Here is a 14,993-nt window from a genome sequence, read left to right on the forward strand (position 1 = left end):
GCGGCAGCCCGTTTCCGCCGGGCATGGCCCGGCGCTACCCGATGACGAACCCAGCCAGCGCCTCGGCGCAGTCGCGCTCGTCCTTGAACTGCAGCAGGTCGTCGGCACGGGTGCGGCCACGGTTCAGCGCGGCCACCGGCAGACCCGCCTTGGCCGCGGCCTGCACGAAGCGGAAGCCGGAATAGACCATCAGCGAGGAACCCACCACCAGTACTGCATCCGCCTGCTGCAGGTGCTCATGCACCGCAGCCACGCGCTCACGCGGCACGTTTTCGCCGAAGAACACTACGTCCGGCTTCAGCAGGCCACCGCAGTGCGGGCAGTCGGGCACCGCAAACGCGGAGAAGTCGGTTTCCAGATCGGCGTCGCCGTCGGGCGCAATACCGGCCTGCAGCAATTCCCAGCCGGGGTTGGCCTGCAGCAGCCGCTGCTGGAACGCCTCACGCTCGCTGCGGCGTTCGCAGCCCATGCAGCGCACCAGGTCCAGGCGGCCATGCAGGTCGATCACGTTCTGGCTGCCCGCGCGCTGGTGCAGGCCATCCACGTTCTGGGTCAGCAGCACCTGCAGCTTGCCGCTGTCCTCCAGTGCGGCCAGCGCCTGGTGGGTGCCGTTGGGCCGGGCCTGGCCGAAGCGCGGCCAGCCCAGCAGGCTGCGCGCCCAGTAGCGCTGGCGGGTGGCGGCCTCGCCCATGAAGGCCTGGTAGGTCACCGGCGGCGTGCGCTTCCACTGGCCATCGGCATCGCGGTAATCGGGGATGCCCGAGGCGGTGCTGCAGCCGGCGCCGGTCAGCACGAACAGGCGCTGGGCGCGGTCGATGAAGTCGGTGAGCGGCGGGGTCATGGCAGCCAGATGGGGGCGCGCCGGCGCCCCCGCAACCATCGGCTCAGGCCGCCGGCGCGCCGGGCAGCTGCGGCACGGTCACCGGGTGGCCATCGTCGCCCAGGGCGATCATCACGAAGTGGCCACGGGTGCACAGCTTGCGCTCGCCGCTGTGCAGGTCCTCGGCGATCAGCTCCACCTCGACCTTCATCGAGCTGCGGCCGACCTCGACGATGCGGCCGATCGTTTCCACCATCTGGCCGATGCGGATCGGCAGCTTGAAATCGACCTGGTCGCTGCGCGCGGTCACCACGGTGCGGCGCGAATAGCGGGCGGCGGCGAGGAAGGCGGCCTTGTCCATCCATGCCAGCGCCTGGCCACCGAACAGGGTACCCATGTGGTTGGTGTGGTTGGGAAAGACGATTTCGGCCATGCGCACTTCGGTCGGCGGCACGGTCTCGGGGATGGAGGTCATGGGGGCGGTTCGGGTGTGGGGTGAGACGGATTTTAAGGCAGGTGGTGTGCAGGCGGCGCTACACTTCGGCACCCCCATTGCGTGAGCCCACCATGCCCGCCACGTCCGACCTGCTGGCCTTCGCCCTTGTCTCGCTGGCCATGGTGCTGACGCCTGGGCCGAACATGATCTACGTGATCTCGCGCTCGATCTGCCAGGGCCGCATGGCCGGGCTGATCTCGCTGGGCGGGGTGGCGCTGGGCTTCGTGTTCTACATGCTGTGCGCGGCGCTGGGCATCACCGCGCTGCTGATGACCGTGCCGTTCGCCTACGACGCGCTGCGCATCGGCGGCGCGCTGTACCTGCTGTACCTGGCGTGGCAGGCGCTGAAGCCCGGCGGCCGCTCGCCGTTCGCGGTGCGTGACCTGCCGGTGGACCGCCCACGCAAGCTGTTCGCGATGGGTTTCCTGACCAACGTGCTGAACCCCAAGGTCGCGGTGATGTACCTGTCCCTGCTGCCGCAGTTCCTGCACCCGGACAGCGAGGGCAGCGTGCTGATGCAGTCGCTGGTGCTGGGCTCCACCCAGCTGCTGGTCAGCGTGAGCGTGAACGCGGTGATCGCGATAATGGCAGGCAGCATCGCCGGCTTCCTGGCCGCCCGCCCCACTTGGCAGGCGGTGCAACGGTGGTTCATGGGCACGGTGCTGGCCGGCCTGGCCGTGCGCATGGCGGTGGATGGGCGGCGCTAGCGCCGGGCCATGCCCTGCGGAATGCGCACGGCACCCTGAAAACCTTCCGCGCTGCGCGCTCGCCGAGCGTGGCCCGGCGCTACCGTGAAAACGAAAAACCCCGGCGTTGGCCGGGGTTTTCGCTACAGGCCTGATTGGATCGATCAGAAGTTCATGTCGAAGGCGACTTCGCCCTTCACGCCCACCTGGTAGGCCGAGGCGCGGCGTTCGAAGAAGTTGGTCAGTTCCTGCACGTCCTGCAGTTCCATGAAGCTCAGCGGGTTGCGCACGTTGTACTTGCGCTCCATGCCCAGGCGGTGGAAATGGTTGTCGGCGCAGTGCTGCAGGTACTGGCGCATGTCACGGGTGGAGATGCCTGCCACGCCACCGGACAGCACGTCCTCGGCGAACTGCACTTCGCACTCGATGGCCTCGGCCAGCATGTCATAGACATCCTGCTTCATCTTGTCGTCGAACAGGTCCGGCTCTTCCTCGCGGATCACGTCCACGCACTCGAAGGCGAATTCCATGTGCGCGCTTTCGTCGCGGAACACCCAGTTGGTGCCCGAGGCCAGGCCGTTCAACAGGCCGCGCGAACGGAAGTAGTACACGTAGGCGAAGGCGGCGAAGAAGAACAGGCCTTCGATGCACGCAGCGAAGCAGATCTGGTTGAGCAGGAACTGGCGGCGCTCTTCGCGGGTCTCGATGCGCTTCAGGTCCTGGATCGAATCGATCCACTTGAAGCAGAAATCGGCCTTCTTCTTGATCGAGTCGATGTTCTCCACCGCGGCGAAGGCTTTGACGCGCTCGTCCGGATCCGGCAGGTAGTTGTCCAGCAGGGTCAGGTAGAACTGCACGTGCAGCGCTTCTTCATACAGCTGGCGCGACAGGTACATGCGCGCTTCGGGCGCGTTCAAGTGCTGGTACAGGTTCAGCACCAGGTTGTTGGACACGATCGAATCGCCGGTGGCGAAGAAGGCGACCAGGCGGTGGATCAGGTGGCGCTCGCCCGGCGACATCTTGCTATGCAGGTCGCTGATGTCGATCTGGAAGTTGATCTCTTCCACCGTCCAGGTGTTCTTGATCGCATTCCGGTACATGTCATAGAACTGCGGGTAGCGCATCGGGCGCAGGGTCAGTTCAAAACCGGGATCGAGCAGCATCTGCTTGGGCTTGTCGGCCATGGGTGTTTCCTTGTCTTCTCGGGTCAAAACGCCGGGCATGGCCCGGCGCTACCTTGGTATTTCCGTAGTCGAGCAGCAGTGCCGACCAACGGTCGGCACCCACCGCGCGTTAATCCACCGCGCGGTGTTACTGGCAGGCTTCGCAGGCTTCCGGGTTCTCCAGCGAGCAGGCGATGGCCTCCTCCGGGCTGAACACCTTTTCCGGCGCAGCGCTGGCCGTGTGGCTGACGGTGGTCTTGGCGATCTTGGTGGCCGGACGCGAACGCAGGTAGTAGGTGGTCTTGATGCCCTGCTTCCAGGCGTACATGTACATGGAGGACATCGCGCCGATGCTCGGGCTTTCCATGAACAGGTTGAGCGAGGCGGACTGGTCGATGAAGGCACCACGGTCGGCGGCCATGTCGATCAGCGAACGCATCGGCAGTTCCCATGCGGTGCGGTAGACGTGGCGCAGCGTTTCCGGAATCTGGGTGATGGCCTGGATCGAACCGTCGGCCAGCTTGATTGCATCGCGCATTTCCGGGGTCCAGTGGCCCAGCTTCTTCAGCTCGTTCACCAGGTAACGGTTCACCTGCAGGAAGTCACCGGACAGGGTCTCGCGCTTGAACAGGTTGGACACCTGCGGTTCCACGCACTCGTAGCAGCCGGCGATGGAGGCGATGGTGGCGGTCGGGGCGATCGCGATCATCAGCGAGTTGCGCAGGCCGTGTTCCTTGATGCGTTCACGCAGGGCATCCCAGCGCGCGGCATCTTCCGGCACCACGTTCCAGGCATCGAACTGCAGCTCGCCGCTGGCCGCACGGGTGTCGGCGAAGGACGGGTGCTTGCCACGTTCCTGGGCCAGTTCGACCGAGGTTTCCAGCGCGTGGAAGTAGATGGTCTCGGCAATCTTCTTCGACAGCGCGCGGGCTTCGGCGCCATCGAACGGCAGGCGCTTGCGGAAGAACACGTCCTGCAGGCCCATGCAGCCCAGGCCGACCGGACGCCAGCGCAGGTTGCCGCGGCGCGCCGATTCGATCGGGTAGAAGTTCAGGTCGATCACGCGGTCCAGCTGGCGCACGGCCAGGCGCACGGTGTCGGCCAGCTTGTCGAAATCGAACTCGCCGTTGCCGTCGAAGTGGTTGCCCAGGTTGATCGAACCCAGGTTGCACACCGCGGTTTCTTCAGCCGAGGTGACTTCCAGGATTTCGGTGCACAGGTTGGACAGGTGGATCACATTGCCAGCGCGCAGGGTCTGGTTGCTGGCGCGGTTGCACTTGTCCTTGAAGGTCATCCAGCCGTTGCCGGTCTCGGCCAGGGTGCGCATCATCCGCGAGTACAGCTTGCGTGCGGAGATGGTGCGGTTGGCCTTGCCCTGTGCTTCGGCCTGCAGGTAGGCGGCCTCGAAGGCTTCGCCGAACAGGTCGGTGAACTCGGGCACCACGCGCGGATCGAACAGCGACCATTCCTGGTCCGATTCGACACGCTTCATGAACAGGTCCGGGATCCAGTTGGCCAGGTTCAGGTTGTGCGCACGGCGCGATTCGTCGCCGGTGTTGTCACGCAGCTCGAGGAAGTCCTCGATGTCGGCGTGCCAGGTTTCCAGGTACACGCAGGCCGCGCCCTTGCGCTTGCCGCCCTGGTTCACCGCAGCCACCGACGAATCCATGGTCTTCAGCCACGGCACGATGCCGTTGGAGTGGCCGTTGGTCGACTTGATGAGCGAGCCACGCGAACGCACACGGGTGTAGCTGACGCCGATGCCGCCGGAGAACTTCGACAGCTGGGCGATGTCGCCGTACTTGGAGTAGATCGATTCCAGCGAATCCTGCGGCGAGTCCAGCAGGAAGCACGAGGACAGCTGCTCGTGGGTGGTGCCGGAGTTGAACAGGGTCGGGCTGGACGGCAGGTAGTCCAGGTTGCCCATGCGCTTGTACAGCGCCAGGGTTTCCGGCACATCCTCGCTCAGCGCGCTGGCGATGCGCAGGAAGAACTGCTGCGGGGTCTCGATCACCTTGCGGGTGTGCGGGTGGCGCAGCAGGTAGCGGTCGTACAGGGTACGCAGGCCGAAGTAATCGAAGTTCAGGTCCAGCGAGCTGTCGATGGCATCGTTGAGCTTGCGTGCGTTGGTCTGCACGAAGTTCAGCAGGCGGTCGTTGATCAGGCCCACTTCGTGGCCACGACCCACCGACTGCGAGAACGCGTGGATTTCCTGGTTGGACACTTCCTTGGCGATGAAGTTGGCCAGCAGGCGCGCGGCCAGGCGGCCGTATTCGGGTTCTTCGCCGATCAGCAGCGCCGCGGTGCGGATGGACAGTTCGTCCAGCTCCTGCGTGGTGGCGCCGTTGTACAGGCCGGAAATGGTGCGGGTGGCCACACGCATCGGATCGACGGCGTGCAGGCCCTCGGAGGAACGCTGCACCGCGCGGACGATCTTGTTCAGATCCACCAGCTCGGTCGTGCCATTGCGCTTGGTCACACTCATCGCGTTGGACGTCGGCGGCGACGTCAACAGGAATTCGCTTTCCTTCTCGATGGTGGCGCTGGTCTCGGTGGTCACGGCGTGTGTCCTCTTGGCGTGATGGATGGTGGCTCGGAGCATCGGGTGACGCGGCCCGGGACATGACAGCCCAGGGTGGCAGACCGGTGTCGCAGGAATTGAGACCCTGCGCCTGTGGCTGCCGCTGGCAGTGCTGACCGGTGCCGCTGCGGGCATGGAGGGCGTATCACCGGAGGGTCCGGCGATCCATTCCATGGACCCGGCGGCTTGGGGTCCCCACAACCGACAGCCACAAGATAGTGGGGGTAGTTGGGTCCGTCAACGCCAAATGTAGTGAAATTCGGCAATCCCTTGCGCCGCAAGGATCGTGCCATCGGCGCCCGGTTTGGACGCTTTGGACCTGCTGGAACGGGCTGCGCAGTCAAGCCCGAAACACGTCATCGCGGTGGCAATCAGCGCCCCACCAGCGGAACGATGACAGCTTCACATGACAGGACCACGCAGGCGAGGGACAAGTCTGTGGATAGGTGGTGGGCAGACAGTGGGCAGCCGGTGGACGGGGCAGCATCAGGTAGTGCCAGCCGCTGGCCGGCAGCCCATGACCTGCGGAAGCACCAGGCGGATGCCGGCCAGCGGCCGGCATCCGCCCCGGTTGTCACGCCCGGTGCGGGGTACCCAGATACTCGGCGCTCTGCATTTCGATCAGGCGCGAGGCCGTACGCTCGAACGCGCCCTGCAGCCGGGTACCGGTGTACAGCTCGACCGGCGAGGTGCTGGCGGTGCAGACCAGGTTGACGTGGCGGTCGTACAGCTCGTCGATCAGGTTGACGAAGCGGCGCGCGGCATCCTCGTTCAGGCGATCGAAGGCCGGAATGCCCCCCAGCAGCACGGTGTTGAACTCGTGCGCGATCTCGATGTAGTCCGACGGCCCGCGCGGGCCTTCGCACAGGGCGGCGAAGTCGAACCAGGCAATGCTCTTGCCGCGCGCGCGCACCGGAATCTTGCGGCTCTCGATTTCGATGTTGCCCGCCTTGGCCGGCTGGCCACCGCTCAACTCGCCCCAGCGCGTGGCCAGCCAGGTGTCACTGTCGGCGGCCAGCGGCGCGCGGTACACCGGCGAACGGGTCAGCGCGCGCATGCGGTAGTCCTCGGTGCCTTCGGCGTAAAGCTCCACGCAGTAGCGCTGCAGCAGGCCGATGGCCGGCATGAAGCTCTCGCGCTGCAGGCCGTTGAGGTACAGGTTTTCCACCGCCGTGTTGGAGGTGGTGACCAGGGTCACGCCCTCGGCGAACATCCGCTCCAGCAGGCGCGCCAGCAGCATGGCATCGCCGATGTCGGTGACGAAGAATTCGTCCAGCACCAGCACGCGCAGGTTGCTGCGCCATTCCTGGGCGATCTTCGCCAGCGGATCGCTCTGGCCCTGGTGCTCGCGCAGGCGCTCGTGGACGTTGCGCATGAACCGATGGAAGTGGGTGCGGTACTTCTGCTTGATCGGCAGGCCGTCGTAGAACAGGTCGACCAGGAAGGTCTTGCCGCGGCCGACGCCGCCCCAGAAGTACAGGCCCTTGACCGGCTCGGGCTTCTTCCAGAACGAGGACAGGCGGTCCAGCCAGCCGTCCTCGGCGCTGTCCACCAGGGCCAGATGGATCCGGTCCAGCTCGGCCAGGGCCGCATGCTGGGCCGGGTCGTTCTGCCAATCGCCGCGTTCCACCCCGGCCGCGTAGCGCTGCGTCGGGGTCAGTTCCGCCTCGCTCATGCCGCCGTGCCCAGCCAATGCTTGACGCCGTGGGTGAGCGCGCCGCGCAGGTCGATCAGCTTGCGGTGGAAGAAGTGGCTGGTTTCGGGCATGCGCACCAGTTCATGCGGGGCATCGAGGGTGTCCAGCCACTGGTACACGGCCTGCGGGTCGACGATTTCATCCTGCTCGCCCTGGATCACCAGCCAGCGGGCCGGCGGCGCGATGCCATCGAAGTCCCAACGGCCCGCCGGCGGCGCGATCGAGATCAGCGCTTCGGGCTGCAGCTCGGCGGCAGCCTTCAGCGAAACGAATGCGCCGAAGCTGAAACCGGCCAGCCACAGGCGGTCGTCCGGGCGCTGCTGGCGGACCCAGGCAGTGACGGCCTTGAGGTCCTCCTGCTCGCCCACGCCATGGTCGAATTCACCGGCGGAGCCGCCGACGCTGCGGAAGTTGAAGCGCACCGTGGCAATGCCCAGCTCGCGCAGGGTGGTGGCGGTCATGGTGACCACCTTGTTGTGCAGGGTGCCGCCTTCGGTGGACAGCGGATGGCAGATGATGGCCACGATCGGCTGCACCGGCACATCGGCCTTGGGCAGGTCGACGAGCACTTCCAGCGGGCCAACCGGGCCCTCCAGTGCAATGCAGGCGGTTTCGCCGGGGGCGACGGGGAACGAGGGCGTGTGCATGGCACCATGATAGCGTCCCCCGCCGCTGCCCTGTGCCCGCCCCATGCTCTACCTGTCCCTGGCCGTGATCTGCAGTGTGCTGGTTTCGGTGTTGTTGAAGCTGGCTGGCCGTCGCCAGCTGGACGTTGCGCAGATGGTGACCTGGAACTATCTGGTCGCCGCGACGATGACGGCGGTGGTGCTGCAGCCGCCACTGGACGCACTGCGCGGACCGCATGCACCGTGGCTGTCATTGCTGGCGCTGGCGGTGGTGCTGCCCTCGATCTTCCTGGTGCTGGGCCGCGCGGTGGCGGTGGCCGGCATCGTCCGCAGTGATGTGGCGCAGCGGTTGTCGCTGCTGCTGTCGCTGGCGGCGGCGTTCCTGTTCTTTGGCCAGAGCGCCAGCACGTGGAAGCTGGTGGGGCTGGGCCTGGGCCTGCTGGCGATGGTGGCCATCAGCCTGCGTCCGCGCGGCCCGGCAGTGGCCGCTTCCGCCGGCGGCTGGGGCTGGCTGCTGGGTGTGTGGGCCGGATTCGCGGTGGTGGATGTGCTGCTCAAGCAGGTGGCGCTGTCGGGCACGCCGTCGATGGCGGCGGTGCTGGCCAGTTTCAGCGTGGCCTTCGTGCTGATGCTGGCGCTGCAGTTGCGGCGGCATTTCAGTGGGCGCAGCCGCCTGGCCTGGCGCAACCTGGGTGCAGGTGCACTGCTGGGCCTGCTCAACGGCGGCAACATCCTGTTCTACGTGCATGCGCACCAGTCGATGCCGGACAGCCCGGCCACCGTGTTCGCCGGCATGAACATCGGCGTGGTGGTGCTGGGTGCGCTGGTTGGCGTATTCGCCTTCGGCGAGGCGACTACGCGCTGGAACCGGGCCGGACTGGCGCTGGCGGTACTGGCGATCGGGTTGATCGCCTGGGGTAAGTGATGCCCGGGGTCAGAGCCCATTCCTGCGGGATGGGCTCTGACCCCGGCGAGGGCTTACTTGTCGAAGCCCAGCAGCAGCGGGTCGTGGTCGGAGCTGCGCCACGGGCCCTGCACGTTGCGGCCCTGGTAACCGCTGGCGTCCTGCTCGTCGGCATTGCTGTGCCACTCGGCGGCGCCGGCGAGGCGCTTGGCCATGGTCGGGCTGAGCAGCGCATGATCGAGGCGGCCGGTGTAGCCGTTGTAGACGTAGCTGTAGGGCTGTTCGACCTTGGCCACCTTGAAGGCATCCTGCCAGCCGAGGTCGTGCAGGGTGCGGATCGGATCTTCCATAGCGTAGGCGTTGAAATCGCCCATCAGCACCACGTCCTTCACCTTCAGGCGCGCGGCTTCGGCCTGCACCCAGGTGTTGAGCTGCCTGGCCGATTCCACGCGGGTGGCGTTCCAGCAACCCTGCCCGTCATTGCGGTCGGCGTCGGCGCCGCTGGCATCGCGGCAGCCCTTGGACTTGAAGTGGTTGGCAACCACCATGAACGGCCCGCCCTTGCTCTGGAAGGCCTGTGCCAGCGGCGCACGGCTGTGTTCGACGAAGGGGCCGTCGAGCTTGGTCAGCGGCGTGCCGAGCGGCTTGAATTCGCTCTTGCGGTAGATGATGCCGACGCGGATCGGATTGCTGCCGGGGCCTTGGCCGGCATCGACGAACGCCCACTGTTTGTCTGCGGCGAGGCCGGCATTGAGCGCATCCACCAGTTCGGCGATGGCCGACTGCGGGCCGTAACCGTCGTTCTCCAGTTCCATCAGCGCGGCGATGTCGGCGCCCAGCGCGTTGACGGTGGCGACCAGCTTGCCGACCTGCGCCTTGTGCTCGTCCAGCGTGCGCGCGCCGCGCAGGGTCGGGAACCCACCGCCCTTGCCGTCACCATTGAAGAAATTCTCCAGGTTGAACGCAGCGATGTGCAGGCGGCCGGGTACGCTCGGCACGGCCGGGCGCTGCAGGTCCGGCAGCTTCAGTACACCGTCCACCTGCAGGCTGGGCCGGCCCTGCGCGTCCACGCGCACGGTGCCTTCCACGTTGCGCAGCTGCATGCCGGTACGCAGCACCGGGTTGCCCGGCAGGTAGGCGACGCTGGCCGGATCACGCATATCGCTGCCATCGTCCAGCAGCAGGCGGCGGCGCTGGTTGTCGGCCATCACCTGTTCGATCCCGGCACTGCCGGGCGCGGCCACTTCGGTCGGCTGCCACAGGCGGCCATCGAAGGCGACGGTGAGCTGGCCGAAGCGTTCCAGGCCATCGGTGCCGGCCAGGGTGAGCGGCGCGGCGATGCGCACGTGCTGCCCATCCAGTGCACGCCAGTCGGCCGGCGCGGCGGCCAGGGTGACAGTGGCTGGGCTGCGTGGCGCAGGCGCCGAGGTCGGCGCAACCTGTGGCTGGGCCTGGGCGAAAGCGGATGCCGGCATCAGCAGGGACAGGGCAAGGGCGAGGGAACGGCGACGCATCGACAGACGACTCCACGGAAGAGGCGCACAGACTAACCCCGAAATGCGAAACCCCGCCTGCGCAGCGGGGTTCCGGCCTTGGTGGGCAAAGCCGGGTAGTGCCGGCCGCTGGCCGGCAACCTCATGACCTTCATGCGATGCGTGGCTGCCGGCCAGCGGCCGGCACTACCAAAGATCATGAGGCTGCCGGCCAGCGGCCGGCACTACCAGCGGACGCGGCGGCGTCCGCTATTTCAGATTGCCCAGCATCCAGTCCACGGTGGCGTGGATCTGCTCCTCGGTGAGCGCCGGGTTGCCGCCCTTGGGCGGCATGATGCCGCCGTCGGGGCCGGTGTAGCCCTCGATGGCGTGCTTGTAGAGGGTGTCCTTGCCCTGCGCCAGGCGCTTGTCCCAGTGCGAGTGGTCCAGCGTCGGCGCCATGCCCACGCCAGTGGTATGGCAGGCGGTGCACAGGTTGTCGAAGATCACCTTGCCATCCTTGGTACCGCCGTAGGCCACCTGCGAGGCGGCCTTGGCCAGCGCTGCGGCCTTGGCCGCGGCCTGCGCGGCGGCGCCGGTGCTGCCGGCGTATACCGCGCCAGTGGGCGAGATGCGCTGTTCAGTACGTTTGGCGGCGGTGGGCGACACCTCGGGCGGAATCCGGGTGTGGATGAACGCGGCCAGCAGGATCAGACCGAGGGTGATGGCCATCAACAGCGCGATCACCATGGAGAAGCGTTTCAGGAACTCCAGATCGTAATTCCGCACTCTTCGTTACCCCTGGCTGATAGTCGTTGGACCACGGCTGAGCGACTGCGTGATGGGCCGAGTATAGAACGCACGCCACGCACGACAACAGGCATCACAGCTGGTGCGGCGCAGCATGCGGCCGTGACCGCGTGCGGGTGGCGCCGGACCGCGCCCGGCGAGCGCGAAGCGCGGCAGAAGCCGCCCGGCACGCGCAACGGCGGCATCACCCTGCGCCAACAGCCCGCAGGCAGAAACTGCAGATGGCCTCGACCAGTGCGTCCTCGTCGCGGTGCGCTTCGCGGCTGGGTGCGGTCGGGCCCACCATCGCTTCGGTGAAGGCACCCACCAGGCAGGCGGCGGCAGCGTGCGCGTCTTGTGCCGGCAGTTCACCGGCCGCGACGCCCTCTTCCACCAGGCGCAGGAACACGTCACCGAAGGCACGGCGGCCGCGCATGCGCTCGGCTTCCACGTCCGGGTCCACCGGTTCGACGATGAAGGCATGGGCCAGGCCCGGGCCGGCCAGGGCACGGCGCACGAAGGCGGTGATGGCCTGGCGCAGGCGCACGCTGGCCGGCTGCGGCGCACTGGCGATGCGCTCCATGATCGCCACCTCATGGGCCACGGCAGCGTTGAGCACTTCCACGAACAGCTCGGCCTTGGACGGGAAGTGGCGGTAGATCAGGCCGGTGGAGACCCCGGCCTGGGTGGCCACGGCGGTTACCGGCGCGTTGCGCCAGCCGCCGGTGGCGACCAGTTCGCGGGTGGCCAGCAGGATCCGTTCACGGGCCCCGGCCAGGCGTTCTTCCATCAATGCTGAGCGTTTGTAGGCCATGTTCTGAGTCTGGTTTCAATTTTTGAATTTGTATTCACTTCTTACCCGAACCCCGCTACGCTGGGGTCCAATCGCCCGCGCGGGCTGCTGCTGTGAACAGCGGCCCGCTTCCCCTTCCGGGTGCGTCCATTCCCCACCTTCCCTCGCGGAGCCATCGCAATGCACGTGCCATCCCTGAACTTCGACCTCGGCGAAGATATCGACCTGCTGCGCCAGAGCGTGGCCCATTTTGCCGCTGCCGAGATCGCGCCGCTCGCGGCCGAGGCCGACGCGACCAACCAGTTCCCGTTGGCACTATGGCCCAAGTTGGGCGAACAGGGCCTGCTGGGCCTGACCGTGGAAGAAGAATACGGCGGCACCGGCATGGGCTACCTGGCCCACGTGGTGGCGATGGAAGAAATCTCCCGCGCCTCCGGCGGCATCGCCCTGTCCTACGGCGCGCACTCGAACCTGTGCGTGAACCAGCTGCGCAAGAACGGCACCGAAGCGCAGAAGCAGCGCTTCCTGCCGGACCTGTGCAGTGGCGCCAAGGTCGGCGCGCTGGCGATGAGCGAACCAGGTGCGGGTTCGGACGTGGTGTCGATGAAGCTGCGCGCGGACAAGCGCGGCGACCGCTACGTGCTCAACGGCAACAAGATGTGGATCACCAACGGCCCCGACGCCGACGTGCTGGTGGTGTACGCCAAGACCGATGTCGAAGCCGGCGCCAAGGGCATCACCGCGTTCCTGGTCGAGAAGGGCATGAAGGGTTTCTCCACCGCGCAGAAGCTGGACAAGCTGGGCATGCGCTCCTCGCCCACCTGCGAACTGGTGTTCCAGGACTGCGAGATTCCCGAAGAAAACGTGCTGGGCGCGGTCGGCGGCGGCGTGCGCGTGCTGATGTCCGGCCTGGACTACGAGCGCGTGGTGCTGTCCGGCGGCCCGCTGGGCCTGATGGCTGCAGCCATGGACGTGGTCATGCCGTACGTGCACGAACGCCACCAGTTCGGTGAGCCGATCGGCAGCTTCCAGCTGATCCAGGCCAAGATCGCCGACATGTACGTGGGCCTGGGTGCCTGCCGCGCCTATGTGTATGCCGTGGCGCGCGCCTGCGACCAGGGCCGTACCACCCGCCAGGATGCGGCCGGCGCGATCCTGTACGCCGCCGAGAAGGCCACGTGGCTGACTGGCCAGGCGATCCAGATCCTCGGCGGCAACGGCTACATCAATGAATACCCGACCGGCCGCTTGTGGCGCGACGCCAAGCTGTATGAAATCGGCGCCGGCACCTCGGAGATCCGCCGCATGCTGATCGGCCGCGAACTGTTCCAGCGCACCCTGTAAGGCACCCCATGAGCATCCTAGGCAGCCAGCTGCAACCGGGCAGCGAAACGTTTGAAAGCAACCGCGCGGCGATGCAGGCCGTGGTCGACGACCTGCACGCCACCCTCGCCCGCACCGCCCTGGGTGGCAGCGAGGCGGCGCGGGCCAAGCACACCGCACGCGGCAAGCTGCTGGTGCGTGACCGCATCGATGCGCTGCTCGACCCGGGCAGCGCGTTCCTGGAGATCGCACCGCTGGCCGCGCACGGCATGTATGACGATGCTGTGCCCGCCGCCGGCGTGGTCGCAGGCATTGGCCGGGTGAGCAGCGTGGAGTGCGTGATCGTGGCCAACGATGCCACGGTCAAGGGCGGTACCTATTACCCGGTGACAGTGAAGAAACACCTGCGCGCGCAGGAGATCGCCGAGCAGAACCACCTGCCGTGCATCTACCTGGTCGATTCCGGTGGCGCCTTCCTGCCGCTGCAGGACGAGGTGTTCCCGGACCGCGACCATTTCGGCCGCATCTTCTACAACCAGGCCAATCTCTCCGCGCAGGGCATCCCGCAGATCGCCTGCGTGATGGGCAGCTGCACCGCCGGTGGTGCCTACGTGCCGGCGATGAGCGACGAGACGGTGATCGTGCGCGAGCAGGGCACCATCTTCCTCGGCGGCCCGCCGCTGGTGAAGGCGGCCACCGGTGAAGTGGTGACGGCCGAAGAACTGGGCGGTGCCGACGTGCACACGCGCATTTCCGGTGTGGCCGACCACATGGCCGACAACGACCTGCAGGCGTTGGCACGGGTGCGCGCGATCATCGCCCAGCTCAACTGGCGCAAGCCCGAAGCGGCGATGGCGCTGCAGCCGGTGGAAGAACCGCTGCTGTCGGCACACGAACTGTACGGGGTGATCCCGGCCGATACGCGCAAGCCCTACGACGTGCGCGAAGTGATCGCGCGACTGGTCGACGGCTCGCGCTTTGACGAGTTCAAGCCGCGCTATGGCGCAACGCTGGTCACCGGCTTCGCCCATCTGCACGGCTATCCGATCGGCATCATCGCCAACAACGGCATCCTGTTCTCCGAGTCCGCGCTGAAGGGCGCGCACTTCATCGAGCTGTGCACCCAGCGCAACATTCCGCTGGTGTTCCTGCAGAACATCACCGGCTTCATGGTCGGCCGCAAATACGAACAGGGTGGCATCGCCAAGGACGGGGCCAAGCTGGTGATGGCGGTGGCCTGCGCCAAGGTACCCAAGTTCACCGTGGTGATCGGTGGTTCGTTCGGTGCCGGCAACTACGGCATGTGCGGCCGTGCGTACTCGCCCAATTTCCTGTGGATGTGGCCGAACGCACGCATCGGCGTGATGGGCGGCGAACAGGCCGCCAGCGTGCTGGCCACGGTCAAGCGTGATGGCATCGAAGCCAAGGGCGGGCAATGGCCGGGCGAGGAAGAGGATGCGTTCAAGGCACCGATCCGCGACCAGTTCGAGCAGCAGGGCCACCCTTACTACGCCAGTGCGCGCCTGTGGGACGACGGCGTGATCGATCCGGTCGATACCCGCCGGGTACTGGCCCTGGCCCTGTCGGCCAGCCTCAACGCTCCCCCGCAGCAGACGCGCTTCGGCGTGTTCCGCATGTGACCTG

General features: G+C 66.8%; 13 protein-coding genes. 4 read left to right on the top strand and 9 right to left on the bottom strand.

Annotated elements, in window-relative coordinates:
- Positions 1–34: 34 nt before the first annotated feature.
- Together M2299_RS05825 and M2299_RS05830 are read right to left on the bottom strand one after the other, a co-directional pair.
- The gene (locus M2299_RS05825; RefSeq protein ID WP_025875771.1) at positions 35–841 is read right to left on the bottom strand and encodes an NAD-dependent protein deacetylase; all 807 of its coding nucleotides are present in this window, start codon (positions 839–841) and stop codon (positions 35–37) included.
- Positions 842–884: 43 nt separating this feature from the next.
- Positions 885–1,295 (bottom strand): acyl-CoA thioesterase, encoded by a 411-nt coding sequence (locus M2299_RS05830; RefSeq protein WP_280884040.1) that lies wholly within the window; start codon positions 1,293–1,295, stop codon positions 885–887.
- A 92-nt stretch (positions 1,296–1,387) separates the two neighbouring features.
- On the opposite strand from M2299_RS05830, the gene M2299_RS05835 reads away from it, so the two are divergent.
- Positions 1,388–2,023, top strand: a complete 636-nt coding sequence (locus tag M2299_RS05835) for a LysE family translocator (protein ID WP_059064016.1) — start codon at positions 1,388–1,390, stop codon at positions 2,021–2,023.
- Positions 2,024–2,166: 143 nt separating this feature from the next.
- Here the strand turns inward: M2299_RS05835 and M2299_RS05840 are convergent, their stop codons facing one another.
- The 4 genes from M2299_RS05840 to M2299_RS05855 form a co-directional block, all read right to left on the bottom strand.
- Entirely contained in the window at positions 2,167–3,186 is a 1,020-nt protein-coding gene (locus tag M2299_RS05840; protein ID WP_025875781.1) for a ribonucleotide-diphosphate reductase subunit beta, read from the bottom strand.
- A 127-nt stretch (positions 3,187–3,313) separates the two neighbouring features.
- On the bottom strand, positions 3,314–5,725 hold the full coding sequence (locus tag M2299_RS05845) for a ribonucleoside-diphosphate reductase subunit alpha (RefSeq protein WP_025875782.1): 2,412 nt from the start codon (positions 5,723–5,725) through the stop codon (positions 3,314–3,316).
- Between the two features lie 595 nt (positions 5,726–6,320).
- Positions 6,321–7,421 carry a cell division protein ZapE gene (gene zapE / locus M2299_RS05850; RefSeq protein ID WP_099844649.1) on the bottom strand — a complete coding sequence of 367 codons (1,101 nt, stop codon included), beginning with the start codon at positions 7,419–7,421 and terminating at the stop codon, positions 6,321–6,323.
- Positions 7,418–8,089: an alpha/beta fold hydrolase gene (locus M2299_RS05855; protein WP_025875785.1), complete on the bottom strand. Its 672-nt coding sequence runs from the start codon at positions 8,087–8,089 to the stop codon at positions 7,418–7,420. Before M2299_RS05855 ends, zapE begins: the two co-directional genes overlap by 4 nt.
- 43 nt (positions 8,090–8,132) lie before the next feature.
- Between M2299_RS05855 and M2299_RS05860 the strand changes: the two genes are divergently transcribed.
- Positions 8,133–8,993 (top strand): EamA/RhaT family transporter, encoded by an 861-nt coding sequence (locus M2299_RS05860; RefSeq protein ID WP_280884041.1) that lies wholly within the window; start codon positions 8,133–8,135, stop codon positions 8,991–8,993.
- Between the two features lie 53 nt (positions 8,994–9,046).
- On the opposite strand, the gene M2299_RS05865 is transcribed toward M2299_RS05860, so the two are convergent.
- From M2299_RS05865 to M2299_RS05875, 3 genes are all read right to left on the bottom strand, one after another.
- Complete coding sequence (locus tag M2299_RS05865; RefSeq protein WP_280884042.1) at positions 9,047–10,486, bottom strand: ExeM/NucH family extracellular endonuclease; 1,440 nt, start codon at positions 10,484–10,486, stop codon at positions 9,047–9,049.
- 228 nt (positions 10,487–10,714) lie between these two features.
- The gene (locus M2299_RS05870) at positions 10,715–11,233 is read right to left on the bottom strand and encodes a c-type cytochrome (RefSeq protein WP_025875793.1); all 519 of its coding nucleotides are present in this window, start codon (positions 11,231–11,233) and stop codon (positions 10,715–10,717) included.
- A gap of 205 nt (positions 11,234–11,438) precedes the next feature.
- Positions 11,439–12,047, bottom strand: coding sequence for a TetR/AcrR family transcriptional regulator (locus M2299_RS05875; protein ID WP_025875794.1), 609 nt, complete (start codon positions 12,045–12,047; stop codon positions 11,439–11,441).
- Positions 12,048–12,206: 159 nt separating this feature from the next.
- Here M2299_RS05875 and M2299_RS05880 point away from each other — a divergent pair, with 159 nt between their 5' ends.
- Positions 12,207–13,370, top strand: a complete 1,164-nt coding sequence (locus M2299_RS05880) for an isovaleryl-CoA dehydrogenase (protein ID WP_025875795.1) — start codon at positions 12,207–12,209, stop codon at positions 13,368–13,370.
- Between the two features lie 8 nt (positions 13,371–13,378).
- On the top strand, positions 13,379–14,989 hold the full coding sequence (locus tag M2299_RS05885; protein WP_280884043.1) for a carboxyl transferase domain-containing protein: 1,611 nt from the start codon (positions 13,379–13,381) through the stop codon (positions 14,987–14,989).
- Positions 14,990–14,993 lie beyond the last annotated feature (4 nt).

The organism is Stenotrophomonas sp. 1278 (assembly GCF_029892765.1).
Taxonomy (GTDB): domain Bacteria; phylum Pseudomonadota; class Gammaproteobacteria; order Xanthomonadales; family Xanthomonadaceae; genus Stenotrophomonas; species Stenotrophomonas indicatrix.